At 69.6% G+C, this 15,502-nt stretch carries 16 protein-coding genes; 11 read left to right on the forward strand and 5 right to left on the reverse strand.

Features of this window, described 5'->3' with window-relative positions; all coding sequences use genetic code 11:
- Positions 1-19 precede the first annotated feature (19 nt).
- The 7 genes from BQ2383_RS03020 to BQ2383_RS03050 all read left to right on the forward strand — a co-directional run bounded on the left by BQ2383_RS03020 (position 20) and on the right by BQ2383_RS03050 (position 7,373).
- Positions 20-625, forward strand: coding sequence for an NUDIX hydrolase family protein (locus BQ2383_RS03020; protein WP_091029320.1), 606 nt, complete (start codon positions 20-22; stop codon positions 623-625).
- Positions 626-748: 123 nt separating this feature from the next.
- On the forward strand, positions 749-2,233 hold the full coding sequence (locus BQ2383_RS03025; protein ID WP_091029325.1) for an APC family permease: 1,485 nt from the start codon (positions 749-751) through the stop codon (positions 2,231-2,233).
- A 30-nt stretch (positions 2,234-2,263) separates the two neighbouring features.
- Positions 2,264-3,034, forward strand: coding sequence for a gamma-glutamyl-gamma-aminobutyrate hydrolase family protein (locus tag BQ2383_RS03030; protein WP_091029326.1), 771 nt, complete (start codon positions 2,264-2,266; stop codon positions 3,032-3,034).
- A 23-nt stretch (positions 3,035-3,057) separates the two neighbouring features.
- Positions 3,058-3,822, forward strand: a complete 765-nt coding sequence (locus BQ2383_RS03035) for an SDR family NAD(P)-dependent oxidoreductase (RefSeq protein WP_091029329.1) — start codon at positions 3,058-3,060, stop codon at positions 3,820-3,822.
- Positions 3,819-5,192, forward strand: a complete 1,374-nt coding sequence (locus BQ2383_RS03040; protein WP_140403290.1) for a glutamine synthetase family protein — start codon at positions 3,819-3,821, stop codon at positions 5,190-5,192. Before BQ2383_RS03035 ends, BQ2383_RS03040 begins: the two co-directional genes overlap by 4 nt.
- A 1-nt stretch (position 5,193) precedes the next feature.
- Positions 5,194-6,636: an aldehyde dehydrogenase family protein gene (locus tag BQ2383_RS03045; RefSeq protein WP_091029339.1), complete on the forward strand. Its 1,443-nt coding sequence runs from the start codon at positions 5,194-5,196 to the stop codon at positions 6,634-6,636.
- A 14-nt stretch (positions 6,637-6,650) separates the two neighbouring features.
- Positions 6,651-7,373, forward strand: a complete 723-nt coding sequence (locus BQ2383_RS03050) for a FadR/GntR family transcriptional regulator (RefSeq protein ID WP_091029342.1) — start codon at positions 6,651-6,653, stop codon at positions 7,371-7,373.
- A gap of 21 nt (positions 7,374-7,394) precedes the next feature.
- On the opposite strand, the gene BQ2383_RS03055 is transcribed toward BQ2383_RS03050, so the two are convergent.
- The gene (locus BQ2383_RS03055; protein ID WP_091029346.1) at positions 7,395-8,462 is read right to left on the reverse strand and encodes a threonine aldolase family protein; all 1,068 of its coding nucleotides are present in this window, start codon (positions 8,460-8,462) and stop codon (positions 7,395-7,397) included.
- Between the two features lie 84 nt (positions 8,463-8,546).
- Between BQ2383_RS03055 and BQ2383_RS03060 the strand changes: the two genes are divergently transcribed.
- Positions 8,547-9,995: an MFS transporter gene (locus BQ2383_RS03060; protein WP_091029350.1), complete on the forward strand. Its 1,449-nt coding sequence runs from the start codon at positions 8,547-8,549 to the stop codon at positions 9,993-9,995.
- A 9-nt stretch (positions 9,996-10,004) separates the two neighbouring features.
- Here the strand turns inward: BQ2383_RS03060 and BQ2383_RS03065 are convergent, their stop codons facing one another.
- Positions 10,005-10,664 (reverse strand): SDR family NAD(P)-dependent oxidoreductase, encoded by a 660-nt coding sequence (locus BQ2383_RS03065; protein WP_091029353.1) that lies wholly within the window; start codon positions 10,662-10,664, stop codon positions 10,005-10,007.
- A gap of 131 nt (positions 10,665-10,795) precedes the next feature.
- Complete coding sequence (locus tag BQ2383_RS03070) at positions 10,796-12,235, reverse strand: DUF6421 family protein (protein WP_091029357.1); 1,440 nt, start codon at positions 12,233-12,235, stop codon at positions 10,796-10,798.
- 72 nt (positions 12,236-12,307) lie between these two features.
- On the opposite strand from BQ2383_RS03070, the gene BQ2383_RS03075 reads away from it, so the two are divergent.
- The 3 genes from BQ2383_RS03075 (at position 12,308) to BQ2383_RS03085 (ending at position 14,186) form a co-directional block, all read left to right on the forward strand.
- Positions 12,308-12,766 (forward strand): Lrp/AsnC family transcriptional regulator, encoded by a 459-nt coding sequence (locus BQ2383_RS03075; RefSeq protein WP_091029359.1) that lies wholly within the window; start codon positions 12,308-12,310, stop codon positions 12,764-12,766.
- Positions 12,767-12,869: 103 nt separating this feature from the next.
- Positions 12,870-13,160 carry a DUF4287 domain-containing protein gene (locus BQ2383_RS03080; RefSeq protein ID WP_091029363.1) on the forward strand — a complete coding sequence of 97 codons (291 nt, stop codon included), beginning with the start codon at positions 12,870-12,872 and terminating at the stop codon, positions 13,158-13,160.
- A 51-nt stretch (positions 13,161-13,211) separates the two neighbouring features.
- Positions 13,212-14,186, forward strand: a complete 975-nt coding sequence (locus BQ2383_RS03085) for a 1,4-dihydroxy-2-naphthoate polyprenyltransferase (protein ID WP_091029366.1) — start codon at positions 13,212-13,214, stop codon at positions 14,184-14,186.
- Between the two features lie 15 nt (positions 14,187-14,201).
- Here the strand turns inward: BQ2383_RS03085 and BQ2383_RS03090 are convergent, their stop codons facing one another.
- Complete coding sequence (locus tag BQ2383_RS03090; protein ID WP_091029369.1) at positions 14,202-14,501, reverse strand: DUF4229 domain-containing protein; 300 nt, start codon at positions 14,499-14,501, stop codon at positions 14,202-14,204.
- 9 nt (positions 14,502-14,510) lie between these two features.
- On the reverse strand, positions 14,511-15,437 hold the full coding sequence (locus BQ2383_RS03095; RefSeq protein WP_091029373.1) for a hypothetical protein: 927 nt from the start codon (positions 15,435-15,437) through the stop codon (positions 14,511-14,513).
- Positions 15,438-15,502 lie beyond the last annotated feature (65 nt).

Here is a 15,502-nt window from a genome sequence, read left to right on the forward strand (position 1 = left end):
CGGCTGGTAGAAAGGACACATGTCGGTCCGCACACCTGATCCCGATCCGGAGCCCGAAGACGATGGTCTCGGCGCGTTCTCGGATTCGAACCCGCCGGCGCCCGACGGCAACCCGGGCTGGCTGAGCGAGTTCGAACTCGAAGAGGCGCGGCGCCGACTGCCGATGCTCTACGTCGAGGCGATCCCGGTGCGCACCGACGGCTCCGGGCAGGTCATCGAGATCGGCATCCTCCTGCGTTCCACGCCGATGGGGGAGATGACGCGCACGATCGTGTCGGGTCGCGTGCGCTTCGGCGAGACCATCCGCGACGCCCTGTTCCGGCACGTCGAGAACGATCTCGGGCCGATGGCGTTCCCGATCATGCCACCGCAGCCGCTGCCGTTCACGGTGGCCGAGTACTTCCCGATGCCCGGTGTGAGTGCGTTCCACGACGACCGGCAGCACGCCGTGTCGCTGGCGTTCGTCGTGCCGGTGACCGGCACGTGCGAGCCGCGTCAGGATGCCCTCGAGGTCACCTGGTTCTCGCCGGAGGCCGCGGGGTCGGATGCGGTCGCCGCCGAGATGGAGAACGGACGAGGCACCCTCATCCGTCAGGCTCTCGCCTACCTCGGCCTGCTCCGCTAGTCGCCTCCGCACCCTGCACTCCCTCCGGCCGCCCTGGGCCTTTCCGAGGGTGACTCTTGCGTCGACGAATCTAATGGGCTAGAAAGTAGACCATTAGTCCAATCGGCAAAAGGATGCTTCGACATGGATGCTTCGACAACGACGTCGCGCAGCACGGCAGCACCCCAGGAGCGCAATCTCCGCGGGAACCTCGGGGCGGTGTCCGTCACCTTCATGGTGATCGCGGCCGCAGCCCCGCTCACGGTCGTCGGCGGGCTCGTGCCCATCGGCTTCCTCGTGGGCAACGGCATCGGCTTCCCGGTCATGTTCCTCGTGGCCACCGTGATCCTGCTGCTGTTCTCGGTGGGCCTCACAGCGATGAGCCGCTTCCTCCCCAAAGCAGGATCGTTCTTCGTGTTCGCGACCCACGGGCTCGGTCGCACGCCCGGGCTCGCCACCGCCTACCTCGCGCTCGTCTGCTACACGACCGTGCAGATCGCGGTGTTCTCCTACCTGGGCGCGACGATCAGCTCGAGCATCGTCCTCCTCGGTGGCCCCGAGATCCCGTGGTGGCTGCTCACCCTCGCCTCCGTGGCGCTCGTCGGCGCGCTCGGCTATCGGCAGATCGAGCTCAGCTCTCGCGTCCTCGTGGTCGTGCTGCTCGCCGAGATCGGCATCGTCGTGCTGCTGGGGATCGTCATCCTCGTCACCGGCGGCGCGGAGGGTGTGACCTTCGGGTCGTTCCTGCTGCAGAATGTCCTCTCCGGTGCTCCCGCGCTCGGCCTGATGTTCGCGATCGCGAGCTTCATCGGGTTCGAGTCGACCGTCGTCTACCGCGATGAGGTGCGCACGCCGGAGCGCACGATCCCCCGTGCGACCTACGCGTCCGCGATCGTGATCGGCGTCTTCTACGCCTTCGCCGCCTGGGCCGTCGTGGTGGGTGTCGGCGAGGGAGCGATCATCGAGGAAGCGGCCGCCGACCCGACCACGCTGATCACCCGTGTCACCGAGCAGTACCTCGGCCCGGTCGGCTCGATCGCCGTCGCCGTGCTGTTCCTCGGGAGCATGTTCGCCGCGGTGCTGTCGCTGCACAACGTGCTGACCCGTTACCACCACGCCATGGCCAACGCCCGGGTGCTGCCCGACCGCGTCGGCACGGTGCACGCGCAGCACGGTTCGCCGCACGTCGCCTCGATCGTGCAGGTGGCGACCTCGGGCATCGCGATCATCGTGCTCGCCCTGATCGGCTTCGCGCCGGAGAACATCTTCTCCTGGTTCGCCGGCATCGGGACGCTCGCGATCGTGATCCTGATGGCGGTCACGTGCCTCTCGGTCGTGGTCTACTTCGCCCGTACCCGGGTGCTGCGCAGTCCATGGCACACCGTGATCGCCCCGATTCTGGGCTTCGTCGGTCTCGCCGTTTCCGCCGTTCTCATCGCCGCCAACTTCCCGCTGCTCGTGAGTGACGTCGACGCCGAGGGGAACCCCGCCTGGGGCCCGATCAGCATCACCCTGGTCGGAGTCGTGGTCATCGCCCCGGTGATCGGGCTTGTGCAGGCCGCGATCATGCGCGCGAAGGCGCCCGAGGCGTACGCCCAGATCGTGCGCCGATTCGACGAGAACGCCTGACCCTCGACACACCCGCCCCGCACCCGAAGGATGGACATCATCAGCACCCCCGCCCTGCCCCGACCCCTGATCGGCATCTCCGGACGACGCTTGCGCGGCGCGGCGATCGGCGCTCCGCACGGTTTCGCCGACGCTCCGCTCGAGGCCTACCTCAGCGAGTACTCGACCTCGGTGCTGCACGCCGGCGGGCTGCCGGTGCACCTGCCGATGGATGCCGTGCCGGCCGAGCTCGTCGAGCGCCTCGACGGCGTCGTGATCGTGGGCGGTGACGACGTCGATCCTCGCCTCTACGGGCAGACCCCGGGACCGTTCACCCCTCTGATCGACCCGCAGCGCGACGCGTTCGAAGCCGGGCTGATCGAGGCCGCCATCAGCGGCGGCATCCCGCTGCTCGGAGTCTGCCGCGGTGCACAGCTCCTCAACGTCGTCCGCGGCGGCACGCTCCATTCGCACCTGCCGCCGGGCGAGGGGGAGTCGCACGGTTCCTACGCCTACCCGCGCGCCCATCGGGTGCACGAGGTGCGCACGGCGCCGGGCAGCGTCGCCCAGACGCTCTACGGCGAGACGACCCGTGTCAACTCGTTCCATCACCAGGCGGTCGATGTGCCCGGCCGCGGAGTCGTGGTGACCGGGTGGGCGCCGGACGGCGTCGTCGAGGCCATCGAGCTCGAGGGTCTTCCGGTGATCGGGGTGCAGTGGCATCCCGAGACCTTCGGAGCCGACCCGGTCTTCGGGTGGCTGGTCGCACAGGCCGCCGCCCGTGCGACGCTCACCCCCTCCGCCACACAGAACATCGCCTAGGCGTCACCGAACAAGGAGAAGAAATGCGACACGCAGACAAGAACGCCCTCATCACGGGCGCAGGCTCCGGCATCGGGCGGGAGACGGCCCTCCGGCTCGCCGGTGAAGGAGCGCGCATCCTCGTGACCGACGTGTCCGCCGATGGTGCGGCCGAGACGGTCCGCCTCATCGAGGAGGCAGGCGGCACCGCCCTCGCGGCCGTGGTGGACGTGCGCTCGCGGGAGCAGATCCGCGCGGCGGTCGACGTCGCCCGTGCGGCGTGGGGGGCGCTGCACCTCCTGGTGAACAACGCCGGGGTCGTCACCGAGCACTCGTTCGAGACCCTCACCGAGGAGGCATGGGACTTCGTCTTCGACATCAACCTCAAGGGACAGTTCCTCGTCGCGCAGGAGGCCGCCCCGCTCATCGTCGAGTCCGGCGGCGGGGCGATCGTGAACCTGTCGACCGTCGAGGCCCTCGTCGTCGTGACGAGCACCGGCACCGCGCAGCCTCACTACAACGCGAGCAAGGGCGGCGTGCCGATGCTCACGAAGGCGCTCGCGGTCGAGCTCGCGGCGAAGAACATCCGCGTCAACTGCGTGGCGCCCGGCCCCATCGCGACGGACTTCTTCGACTACGAGAGCGTCACGAGCCCCGAGGCTCTGGAGTTCATGAAGCAACGCCTCCTGGTGCCGCGGGTGGGCGTGCCCGCCGACATCGCCTCCGCGGTCTCCTGGCTGCTCAGCGACGAGGCGTCCTGGATCGACGGCATCCAGCTCCCCGTCGACGGAGGGTGGCTGACGCGATGATCGACGACGTGCGCCTGGCTCCGGACGAGCTGGAGGCTGCCGGCATCCGCACCGTGATCGTCGCGACGCCCGACCTGCAGGGTCGACTCGTCGGCCGCCGCATCCCGGTCGAGGGCTTCGGCCGCGTCGTGGAGAACGGTGTCGACATCTGCACCTGTGCCTGGGCGTGGGACATCGACCAGGGCCTCGAACTGATCGATGCGAACAAGTTCGCGCTGTGCGGCATGCACAACGGCGTCCCCGACGTGACGCTGATCCCCGACCTCGAGACCCTCCGCCCCGCGGCCTGGCTCGAGGGTGTGGCCATCTGCCTCGCCGACCCGGTCGACGTGCACACGCACGAACCGATGCCGCTCTCGCCCCGCGTGCTGCTGAAGCAGGAGCTCGCTCGCATCCGGGAGCTCGGGCTCAACCCGCTCGCGGGGACGGAGCTGGAGTTCTATCTGTTCCGCAACGACCCCAGGGAGCTGCGCCGCTCGGGATTCCGTGACCTCGACCCGACCACCCTCACGCCGTCGGACTTCATGATCCACGAGGGCAATCTCTACGAGCCCTTCTTCCAGAAGCTGCGCGCCGACCTCCGCGCCAGCGGCATCCTCGTCGAGGCCGCGCAGAGCGAATGGGGACTCGGGCAGTGGGAGATGACCTTCGAGTACGGCGACCCGCTGGAGATGGCCGATCGGCACGCGCTCTACAAGCTGGCGGTGCGCGACACCGCCGCTCGCGCCGGCATGTCGGCGACGTTCATGGCGCGGCCGCTCAATGACCAGCCCGGATCCTCCTGTCACGTGCATGTCTCGTTCGTCGACCAGGAGGGCACGGCGGTGTTCTGGGACGAGTCGGCTTCCGATCGCCTCAGCGGACGGATGCGGTCGGCGATCGCCGGCGCGCTCGAACACGCACCCGCGCTGATGGCCTGGTACGCGCCGACCGTCAACTCCTACCGCCGCAGCAACTCGTCCGACGTGGCGGGGAGCGGGCAGACCTGGGGCTTCGACAACCGCACCACGACGGTGCGCGTGGTGGGGCACTCGCCGCAGGCGGTGCGCTTCGAGTTCCGCCTGCCCGGCGCCGACACGAACCCGTACTTCACCCTCACCGGGGTCCTGGCGTCGGCGCGCGACGGCATGGAGAAGGACACCGTGCTGGGCGACGCCGTGGTCGGAAGCGCCTACGACCTTCCCGCCGACGGGGCCATGCCCGCGGATCCTCGTCAGGCGAGCATCCTGTTCGGCGAGAGCCCGCTCGTGCAGGAGCTGCTCACTCCCGAGCTGATCTCGCACCAGCAGGTGCTGCTCGACCACGAGTGGACGACGTTCATGGCCCGCGTCACCGACTGGGACCTGCACCGCTACTTCGATCGGATCTGACATGACGTACCCCGCCCTGCGCACCTGGATCGCCGGCGTCGCCGAGGACAGCCCCGAGAGCGACGGCACCTGGCTGCACGACCCGAACACGGGGGAGGCCCTGGTCGCCTCCGCGTCGAGCTCACTCGACCAGGTCGGCCGCGCCGTGACCGCGGCGCAGCAGGCGCACGACGACGGGCGCTGGCGCGGCCTCGCCCCCGAGCGCCGCGCGCAGAAGCTGGAAGCGCTCGCCGACTGGCTCGACGAGCGGGCCGAGGAAGTCGCGCGTCTCGACGCACTCAACAGCGGCGTGCCGATCTCCGTCACGCGGCTGTTCGGCGGGGCGAACGGCGCGACCCTGCGGGATGCCGCCCGGCGCGCGGTCGCGGTCGGCGACTCGCGGGCGCTCGCCGCCGAGCACGGACCCGTGCGACTGTATCGAGTGCCCTGGGGTCCCACCGCGCTGATCCTGCCGTGGAACGCCCCGTCGGCCATGGCGGTGAAGAAGACGGCGTTCGCGCTCGCCGCCGGTGCGACGGTCGTGCTCAAGCCCTCCTCGTTCTCGCCGTGGAGTGCGCAGCTGCTGCTGGAGGGTATGCACGCGGTCGGCATCCCCGACGGGGTGGTGGGTCTCGTGCAGGGCAGCGGGGGCGTCGGACGCAGTCTCGTCGCCGACGAGCGCATCGCTGCCATCTCGATGACCGGTTCGACGCCGACCGGGCGCGCGATCGCCGCGACGGCCGCTCCGCGCTTCGCGAGACTGCAGCTGGAGCTGGGCTCGAACAACGCCGCGATCGTCCGCCCCGATGCCGACCTGGAGCAGGCGGCGAAGGCGCTGACCGATGGTGTGCTGAAGCTGTCGGGCCAGTGGTGCGAGGCACCCCGCCGGGTGCTCATCGACCGTGCGCGCCGGGACGAGTTGGCAGGTCTCCTGATCGCCGAGTTCGGCCGCCGGGCGATCGGGTCGAGCCTGGACGATGCGACCGAGGTAGGGCCGGTCGCGTTCGCCGGGCGCCGCGACGAGCTCGCCGAGCAGCGAGAGCGGCTGGCGCAGGCCGGTGCCGAGCTGCTGCGCGTCACGCAGGTGCCCGCACAGGGATGGTTCTTCGAGCCGACGGTGGCGGTGCTCGACGGTCCCGGCCTCGCGGACGAGGTCTTCGGACCCCTGCTGCTCGTGGGCGGCTATGCCGACGAGGACGAGGCGGTGGCCCTCGCGAACACCGGGCAGGTCGGACTCGCCGGCTACGTGTTCGGCGCCGACGAGCACGCAGCGGCCGCACTCGGCACACGGCTCGTCGCGGGCGAGGTCAAGGTCAACGGCACGAGCGTGCTCGACATGTCGCCGGAGTCGTCGCAGAGCTTCTTCGGTGCGAGCGGGCTGGGAGGGCACGGAGACGCCGATGTGCTTGACTTCTTCGTGGGGAAGCAGATCGTGGGCTCCGACCGCCCGGGTCTGCCCCTCTGATCGGAGGAGCACGGATGAGCGAGCGTGACGACGCGCCGCACGACTTCTCCCGTGCCGCGCTGCAGCCGGTCTCCGGCTATCAGGCGGTCGCCGGGTTCCTGCGGCGCGAGATGGCGCTCGGCCGCATCCGCCCCGGCGATCGGCTCCCGCCGGAGCGTCGGCTCGCGGAGCAGCTCGGCGTCTCGCGCGAGACCCTGCGTCAAGCCTTGCGGATCCTCGAGGGCAGCGGGCAGATCGTGATCTCGCGCGGTGCGTCCGGTGGGGCGTTCGTGCAGGATGCCGCCCTCGACCCGCGGCTCATCCGCGAGGAGGTGCGCACGCGTTCGGCCGAGATCGGCGAGCTCACCGAGTTCCGCTCGATCGTCGAGTCCGGTGGGGCGGCGCTGGCTGCGAACCGCCGCAGTGACGCCGACCTGGAGGCGATGGCGCTGGCGCAGCGCGATCTCGCCGCCGCCGGCACGAAGGCCGAGTCCCGCATCGCCGACACCGACTTCCACATCGCCCTCGCCGAGGCATCCGGCAACTCCTTCGTCCGTGATGCGGTCGAGGAGGCGAGGGTTCGCATGTTCGAGCCCGTCGACCTGATGAGCTTCGACTTCGTGAAGGAATCGAGTTGGCAGGCGCACGAGCAGATCCTCGACGCGGTGCGTCGGGGCGACGCCGAGGCCGCGGATGCCGCGATGCGCGCGCACCTGCTCACCACGCGCGAGGAATTCACGCGCGTCGTCGAATCCTGACGCCCGAGGGGCTCGGGCAGGTCAGCGCGTGGTGAGGCGGGAGAGCTCGGCGACGAACGCGTCGACGTCGGCCTCTTCGGTGTCGAAGCCGCACATCCAGCGCACTTCCTTGCGCGCCGCGTCCCAGTCGTAGAAGCGGAACGAGTCGCGGAGCTGGTCGGCGACGCCGTCGGGCAGGATCGCGAAGACACCGTTGGACTGGGTCGGCTGCGTGAAGTCGACGCCCTGGATGGATCCGTCGGCGATGCCGGCCTCGATCTCGGAACGCAGACGCGCGGCCATGGCATTCGCGTGCTTCGCGTTGCGCAGCCACAGGTCGCCCTCGAGCAGCGCGATCAGCTGGGCCGAGACGAACCGCATCTTCGAGGACAGCTGCATGTTGAACTTGCGCGAGTACTTCAGGCCGTCGGCGGCGTCGGGGTTCAGCACCACGATCGCCTCGCCGAGCATCGCGCCGTTCTTGGTGCCGCCGAAGGTGAGCACGTCGACGCCGGCGTCGCGGGTGAACGCACGCAGCGGCAGGTCGAGGGCGGCGGCGGCGTTCGACAGGCGCGCACCGTCGAGGTGCAGCTTCATGCCGCGCTCGTGCACGTGGTCGGCGATCGTGCGGATCTCGTCGGCCGTGTACAGCGTGCCGAGCTCGGTCGACTGGGTGATCGAGACCACCAGTGGCTGCGCGCGGTGCTCGTCGCCCCAGCCCCAGGCCTCGCGATCGATGAGTTCGGTGGTGAGCTTGCCGTCGTCGGTGGGGACCGTCAGCAGCTTGAAGCCGCCGATCTTCTCGGGTGCCGCTGCCTCGTCGACGTTGATGTGCGCGGTGGATGCCGCGATCACCGCGCCCCAGCGGGGCAGCATCGACTGCAGGCCGGTGACGTTCGCACCCGTGCCGTTGAACACGGGGAACGCCTCGACGCCTTCGCCGAAGTGCGCCTGGAAGACCTCCTGCAGGCGCGCGGTGTACGCATCCTCGCCGTAGGCGCTCTGGTGTCCGCCGTTCGCCGCCGCGATGGCCGCGAGGACCTCGGGGTGGATGCCGGAGTAGTTGTCACTGGCGAAGCCCCGGATCGCGGGGTCATGCTGGATGCTCACCGACCCAGCCTAATTGTCCGCATCGCGCTCGCGGTCCGGGGGAGGGTCTTCCGGATGTCGGATGCCGGATCTACCCTCATAGCCATGGAGCGCACCGCCGCCACTCGGGCATTCGGCAACGTCCTCGTCAACACGCTCATCGCCAACGTGACGACGAGCTTCCTCTGGTTCGCGCTCACGTTCTGGGTGTACATCGAGACGCAGTCAGTGCTGGCCACGGGCATCATCGGCGGGGCGTACATGCTGTTCGTCGCGTTCTTCGCGATGGCGTTCGGCACGATCGTCGATCGCAACCGCAAGCACACCGTCATGGTGATCTCGAGCGTCATCTCCGCCGCCGCCTTCTTGGTGGCGGGGCTTCTCTACCTCTGGCAGCCCGAGGCCGCGCTGCTCGATCTGGGCGGCCCGTGGTTCTGGCTGTTCTCCGGTGTGATCCTGTTCGGCGGCGTGATCGAGCAGCTGCGCAACATCGCCCTGTCCACGACCGTGACGCTGCTGATCCCCGAAGACAAGCGCGCGAACGCCAACGGACTCGTCGGCACGGTGCAGGGCATCGCCTTCCTCGTCACGAGCGTGTTCTCGGGGCTGTCGATCGGGTTCCTCGGCATGGGCTGGACCCTCGCGATCGCGATCGCCGCCATGGCGCTCACGTTCGCCCACCTGCTGTTCATCCGCATCCCCGAGGGGACGCCTGAGCCCGACCCCGACGCATCGAGCGCACTCGACTTCCGCGGCAGCGTGCGGGCGATCCGACTCGCTCCCGGCCTGTTCGCCCTGATCATCTTCTCCACCTTCAACAACCTCATCGGGGGCGTCTACATGGCGCTCATGGACCCGTACGGCCTGACCCTCTTCGATGCGCAGACCTGGGGCTTCGCTCTGGCGTTCGCCTCGACCGGCTTCCTGGTGGGCGGCGGCCTGGTGGCGAAGTTCGGGCTCGGCCCCAAGCCCATGCGCACGATGCTGCTCGTCGTGATCGCCATGGGGCTGCTGGGCTCGGTGTTCATGCTGCGCGAGTGGTGGCCGCTGTACGTGATCGGCATGTGGGCGTACATGGCGCTGGTGCCGCCGGTCGAGGCGGCGGAGCAGACCATCATCCAGAAGGTCGTGCCGTACGAACGGCAGGGGCGCGTGTTCGGCGTGGCCGCGGCGATGGAGGCGGCGGCGGCCCCGATCACGGCGTTCATGATCGCCCCGATCGCCGAGTTCCTGATCATCCCGTACATGAACACCCGCGAGGGGCAACAGAGGTGGGGCTGGCTGCTCGGCGAGGGTGAGGCTCGAGGCATCGCACTGATCTGCCTGTTCGCGGGACTGATCATGGTGGTGGCCGCGACGCTGGCCTTCTTCACCCGGTCGTACCGCAAGCTCACCGAGCTCTACGCCGAGGCTCCCGAGCAGGAGATCGACCACGGAGACACCGGCGGGGGCGAGCAGGGGGTCGAGGCGGGCGCGCAAGAGGAGCGGGCGGGCGAGCGGCGGCATGCCGATGCCCCACCCATCGTGCCGGGAATGCCGCCCGAGTCCCGCTGAGCGTCGGGCTCAGTCGAGGTCGAACACCCGGTCGTTGAGGGCGGTGGCGTCGGTATCCCAGAGGGTGAGGATCCGTGCGGCCAAGACCTCGGGATCGAGCGACCTGGCCCGGAACACGACGGATGCCGTGCGCAGCTGCTCACCGGAATCGCGTGCGGACTTCGCGTACCCCTGGGCGACGGCCCGGGTCCAGGCCTCGCTCGCCGCCTTCACCGCGGCGTAGTTCGCCCCGCCGGCGAGGGGCCGCGCGACCGCCGTCGACGACACGATCGCGAACCGACCCGCCCCCGACGCACGCAGTGCCGCGTCGAACGCCCGGCTCGTCGCGCGAACTGCCTCGAGCGCGGGCAGCAGTGCGGCGAAGTCTTCGTCGGACTGCCCGGCGAGGCCGCCGCCCCCGCGCCAACCCCCGACGAGCGGCACCACCGCGTCGACGGGGCCGATCTGCGCCGCCAGCGCCGTCATCTCGTCGAGCGAGGTCGCATCCGCGAGGAAGACCTCCGCGCCCGCATCTGCCAACGGCTGCAGCCCTTCGGGGGTACGGCCGGTCGCGATCACGCGTGCCCCCGCGCTGTGCAGGGCGTGTGCCACCGCCCGCCCCGCCGCACTGGTCGCTCCGGCGAGCACCACCGTGCGGCCGGACAGTCTCGAGTCGATGAGTTCATCCATGTCGCTCACTCTTCCGGTTCGGAGGGGCTTCTGCGGCCGGAACCCGCGGAGATATCCGCAGAACAGGTTCCGGCCGCAGCGCGGTGCGCCCCAGCGTCACACTCGGAACGCGCGCTATGCGCGCGTGGTCATCAGTCGTCCGTGCCGCGGATGCCCACGGTCGATTCGATGACGGGCTTCATCTTCTTGTGGAGGGTCTCGAAGAACATCGACAGCGGGAACTCGTCGTCCATCACGGCATCCGTGTAGCCCTTCGGCGCCCCGGCGAGGATCTCGTCCGACAGTCCGCGGGCCCACTGCGAGGCCGGGTGCGGGGTGAGCGTGCCGCGGACGAGCTCGTAGGCGGCGAGCCAGTGCGCGACCTTGGGGCGGTCGATCGAGTGCCAGTACAGATCGTCGATCGCGTCGCCGAGCGCGACGACGGCGTCCGGCACAGCGTCCCAGTCGAAGGTGAGAGCCGTGTCGGTCCAGTGCAGCACGCCGCGCTGGTGCAGCCACGCGAACAGCAGCTGTCCGCCCACCGCGTCGTAATTGCGCGTGCGGGTGCCGGTGATCGAGAAGCGGAAGATGCGGTCGAAGATCACCGCGTACTGCACGAGGTGCGCGTAGTCGTGCATCTCCTGCTCGGTCTCGGTGAGCTCCTCACCGGCGGCGATGCGGGCCGCGAGGGCGCGCTCGATCTTCACCGACTCGCGGAACGCGGTCATGTCGCAGCGCATCTCCTCCAGCGAGTACAGGAAGAACGGCATCCGCTGCTTGATCATGAACGGGTCGAACGGCAGATCGCCGCGCATGTGGGTGCGGTCGTGGATGATGTCCCACATGACGAAGGTCTTCTCGGCCACCTGCTGGTCGTCGAGCATCGCGGCGGCCCGCTCGGGCAGGTCGAGGTTGGTGATCTCGGCTGCGGCACGGGTGACGCGACGGTAGCGAGCGGCCTCGCGGTCCTGGAAGATCGCGCCCCACGTGAAGGTCGGGATCTCGCGCATCGCGACGGTCTCGGGGAAGAGCACAGCCGAGTTCGTGTCGTAGCCGGGCGTGAAGTCGACGAGGCGCAGTGAGACGAACAGCTTGTTGCCGTAGTCGCCGGCCTCGAGGGCGGCGATGAACTCCGGCCAGATCGTCTCGACGATCAGCGCCTCCACCAGGCGGTCGCTCGAGCCGTTCTGCGTGTACATCGGGAACACGACCAGGTGACGGATGCCGTCGACGCGGGTCTGCTGCGGCTGGAAGGCCATCAGCGAGTCGAGGAAGTCCGGCACGCCGAAGTCCTCCGACGCCCAGCGGTCGAAGTCGACCACGGAAGCGGCGAGGTAATCGGCGTCGTGCGGGAAGGCGGGGGCGAGGGCGCGGATCGCGGTTGTGATCGCGCCGACGAGCTCGCGGGCCGCGGCGTGGTGCGCGGCATCCGGGATCGAGCCGTCCTTGATCTGCATCTCGCGGATCGCGATCGCGGCGTCCTTGAGCTGCCCCCAGGCGGCGGACTGCTCGGCGATCGACGCGTCCTCGACGACCTCGGGTTCGCCGACGATGGCCTGGACAGCGGAACTGTTGGCGGAAAGAAGGGACATCGGGACCTCCGATCGGAGTTTTCAACGGAAAGATTCCGGTATAAACGGAATACTCACGATAATCTTACAGCCATGGATGATTCTGTCGACCGTGCGATCCTGACCGCGATCTCCCGTGACGGGCGCGCCACGCTCTCCCAGCTGTCGGATGCCGTCGGGCTCTCGGTCTCGGCCGTCCAGTCGCGGCTGCGACGACTCGAGACGAGGGGTGTCATCGCCGGATATCAGGCGATCCTCGACCCCGAGCAGGTGGGCACCCCGCTCTCGGCGTTCATCGAGATCACTCCGCTCGACCCCGCCCAGCCCGACAATGCCCCCGAACTGCTCGAGCACCTCGACGCGATCGAGGCCTGCCACTCCATCGCCGGCGACGCGAGCTACATGCTGTTCGTGCGGGTCCCGTCTCCGCGCGCGCTGGAGGAGCTGGTCCGCGACGTGCGGCTCGCGGCCAACGTCAGCACCCGCACGACCGTGGTGCTGCAGACCTATTACGAGCACCGGCCGATCATCCCCGTCGGCTCGGCCGAGTAGAACGAAGGACAAGGCCTCCCGCGATGTCGGGGTGCGGTGCTAGGTTTCGGGCAGATCCCCGGCCACCCCTGTTCCTCGACGAGGACTGAGCACCAGGAGCACCATGTCCTTCCAGGCATACCTCGACAACATCGAGACCAAGACGGGGCTGACCCCGCGACAGTTCATCGAGCTCGCGACCGAGAAGGGGTTCGACCAGACGACGAAGGCCGCTCCCATCGTCGCGTGGCTCAAGGAGGACTACGCGCTGGGGCAGGGGCACGCGATGGCCCTCGTGCATGTGATCACCAAGGGCCCGCAGATCAGCAGCAAGCACGTCGGTACGGGCGGTGCCCACGGCGACGCCTCCGACACGCTCTGGCTCGACGGCAAGGACAGCAACCCGAATCCCTGATCCGTCGTCCCGCTGAGGTCGGGCATCGCCCCGGCCAGTAGGATTCCCTGCGTGGCAGCATCCTCCCAGCGCAAGAAGAAGAGTCGGACCGCGAAGCACACCCCGGCCCGCACCAGCGGCAACCCGGCGCGGCGTCCGGTCGTCGAGGCGGGCCCGGTCACCGCATCCGATTGGATCGGGGCCGCGCGGCTGCGCACCCTCCCGCTCGCGATCGCCCCGGTGATCATCGGCACCGGTGCGGCGCGCAGCACCGGACCCGAGTTCCACTGGGTGATCGCGCCCGCGTGCCTCGCCGTCGCGGTGCTGCTGCAGATCGGCGTGAACTTCACGAATGACTACAGCGACGGCGTCCGCGGCACCGATGCCCACCGCGTCGGGCCCGCGCGCCTGACGGCATCCGGGCGGGTGAAGCCACGCACCGTCCTGATCATCGGCCTGGTCTTCTTCGCGCTCGCCGCGGTCGTCGGCCTCGCGATCGTCGTGCGCACCGGGCAGTGGTGGATGCTGGCGGTCGGTGCGGCGTGCATCGTCGCGGCCTGGTTCTACACGGGCGGCAAGCGGCCATACGGGTACTACGGCCTCGGCGAGGTCTTCGTGTTCGTGTTCTTCGGGCTCGTCGCCACGCTCGGCACCACCTGGGTGCAGGTGTTCGAGCTGCCGCTGCAGGCGTGGCTCGGAGCCATCGCCGCCGGCCTGTTCGCGTGTGCTGTGCTGCTCGCCAACAACCTGCGTGACATCGACCAGGACCGCGAGGTCGGCAAGCGCACGCTCACCGTTCTGATCGGGCGCCGGGCCACTCAGGTGCTGTTCACCCTGTTCGTCCTGGCGCCGTTCGGCATCGCCGTGTCCCTCGCGCTGCTGTTCCCGATCGCGTGGATCTCGCTCCTCGCGCTGCTGGCCGGGCTTCCTGCCATCGTGATCGTCTGGGCCTACCGGCAGCCGAGGGAACTGGTGACCGCGCTCGCCCTGACGTCACTGACATCACTGCTGTACGCGGGCGCCCTGTTCTGGGCCTTCGTCGGCTGAGCGGCAGCGCGGCGGTCAGGCCCTCGGGTCGTCGGTGGGCTCGTTCGCGTCGATCGCCTGGTCCTCGGCATCCGCATCGGCCTGGCTGCCGGACGACCGGCTCTCGCGGCGCTCCGCGAGTCGGGCCGAAGCATCGGTGAGCGGCGTGCGCAGGAACAGCATCGAGATGCTCATGCCGATGAGCGCGGCGAAGATCGCGGCGAGCCACCAGTACTCGCGGAAGATCGGGAAGAAGAACCAGAGGATGGCGAGCGGGACGAGGAACGCCAGCAGCCGCAGCACGGTGTAGACGAGGAAAGGCGCGGGCTTCTTCACCCTTCCAGTCTACGTTCGCCGCGGGGGTGGCTCGGCGCCGGTGCCCTCGATGCCGAGCCGAGCGAACGGGATGCCGCGCACCACCCGATGCCACGGGTGCTCCCCGAGTGACCACAGCAGCTTGGCGTCGATGTCGAGCGCCAGGTCTTCGCAGCCGACCGGGAGGGGCATGTCATCCCGCTCCAGCGCCGACCGCGGCCCGCTCCACAGCGCACCGGGGCGCAGGCCGTCAGACTGTGAGACGAAGTGGCGGTCTCCCCACCGCACGGCGCCCTGCATGCGGGGGATGCCGGGGCTGAAGACGGGCTCCTCCGTGAACCGGCCGTCGGCGTCCTCCGGGATCGAGAACTCGCCGATCCGGCCGCGGTCGTCGGTGCGGTGCTCGCCGATGAGGACACGCCGGAGGGGAGTGCCGTCCTCGTCGAACACTCGACCCAGATACGAGCAGCGCAGCGCGACGGGGTGCACGCGCGTGCGGACGGCGACGAGCGCCGTGGCGCGACCGCGCCGAGGGCGTGCGCCGGCGATGCGCTGAGCGGTGGCACCGCGGACCGTCCGCACATCCGCGAGATCGAACTCCCAGATACCGCGTCCGGTCGCCGCGACGAACAGCCGGTCGTCGAACCAGGCGAGGCCCCCGGCATGGATCGGAGCCGGCTGCAGCTCTCCGTCGTCGTCGGCGATGGCGAGCAGCACGTCCAGATGGCGGGAGCGCTCGAGATCGACGAACGTCACGCGCGAGGCGAGGTGCACGCCGTCGAGCTGCTGCCGGAACCAGCTCACCGCCACGGTGCGCCGCCCGCGCCACTCGCCGAGATCGATGCCCTGCGGGTACCAACGTCGAGTCCAGGTCCGGGCGGTCAGCCAGCGCAGATCCAGGGTGTCGCGCTGCTTCTGCCGCACCGGACGCCACGTCGATCCGAACGGCCAGAGCATGCTCCCATCGTGGCCGAACGAAGGCGCCGTCGCGAACTCGACAACGAACCGTGCGTCGGATCTCG

This window comes from Microbacterium oxydans (assembly GCF_900095745.1).
GTDB classification, from domain to species: domain Bacteria; phylum Actinomycetota; class Actinomycetes; order Actinomycetales; family Microbacteriaceae; genus Microbacterium; species Microbacterium oxydans_B.

What these genes read in the sequence shown, in the direction of transcription:
- BQ2383_RS03060 (WP_091029350.1), top strand. Translation starts at nt 8,547, where the DNA reads ATGGAGCGCACCGCCGCCACTCGGGCATTCGGCAACGTCCTCGTCAAC.
- BQ2383_RS03025 (WP_091029325.1), top strand. Translation starts at nt 749, where the DNA reads ATGGATGCTTCGACAACGACGTCGCGCAGCACGGCAGCACCCCAGGAG.
- BQ2383_RS03080 (WP_091029363.1), top strand. Translation starts at nt 12,870, where the DNA reads ATGTCCTTCCAGGCATACCTCGACAACATCGAGACCAAGACGGGGCTG.
- BQ2383_RS03030 (WP_091029326.1), top strand. Translation starts at nt 2,264, where the DNA reads ATGGACATCATCAGCACCCCCGCCCTGCCCCGACCCCTGATCGGCATC.
- BQ2383_RS03020 (WP_091029320.1), top strand. Translation starts at nt 20, where the DNA reads ATGTCGGTCCGCACACCTGATCCCGATCCGGAGCCCGAAGACGATGGT.
- BQ2383_RS03050 (WP_091029342.1), top strand. Translation starts at nt 6,651, where the DNA reads ATGAGCGAGCGTGACGACGCGCCGCACGACTTCTCCCGTGCCGCGCTG.
- BQ2383_RS03035 (WP_091029329.1), top strand. Translation starts at nt 3,058, where the DNA reads ATGCGACACGCAGACAAGAACGCCCTCATCACGGGCGCAGGCTCCGGC.
- BQ2383_RS03065 (WP_091029353.1), bottom strand. Translation starts at nt 10,664, where the DNA reads ATGGATGAACTCATCGACTCGAGACTGTCCGGCCGCACGGTGGTGCTC.
- BQ2383_RS03095 (WP_091029373.1), bottom strand. Translation starts at nt 15,437, where the DNA reads ATGCTCTGGCCGTTCGGATCGACGTGGCGTCCGGTGCGGCAGAAGCAG.
- BQ2383_RS03070 (WP_091029357.1), bottom strand. Translation starts at nt 12,235, where the DNA reads ATGTCCCTTCTTTCCGCCAACAGTTCCGCTGTCCAGGCCATCGTCGGC.
- BQ2383_RS03045 (WP_091029339.1), top strand. Translation starts at nt 5,194, where the DNA reads ATGACGTACCCCGCCCTGCGCACCTGGATCGCCGGCGTCGCCGAGGAC.
- BQ2383_RS03075 (WP_091029359.1), top strand. Translation starts at nt 12,308, where the DNA reads ATGGATGATTCTGTCGACCGTGCGATCCTGACCGCGATCTCCCGTGAC.
- BQ2383_RS03040 (WP_140403290.1), top strand. Translation starts at nt 3,819, where the DNA reads ATGATCGACGACGTGCGCCTGGCTCCGGACGAGCTGGAGGCTGCCGGC.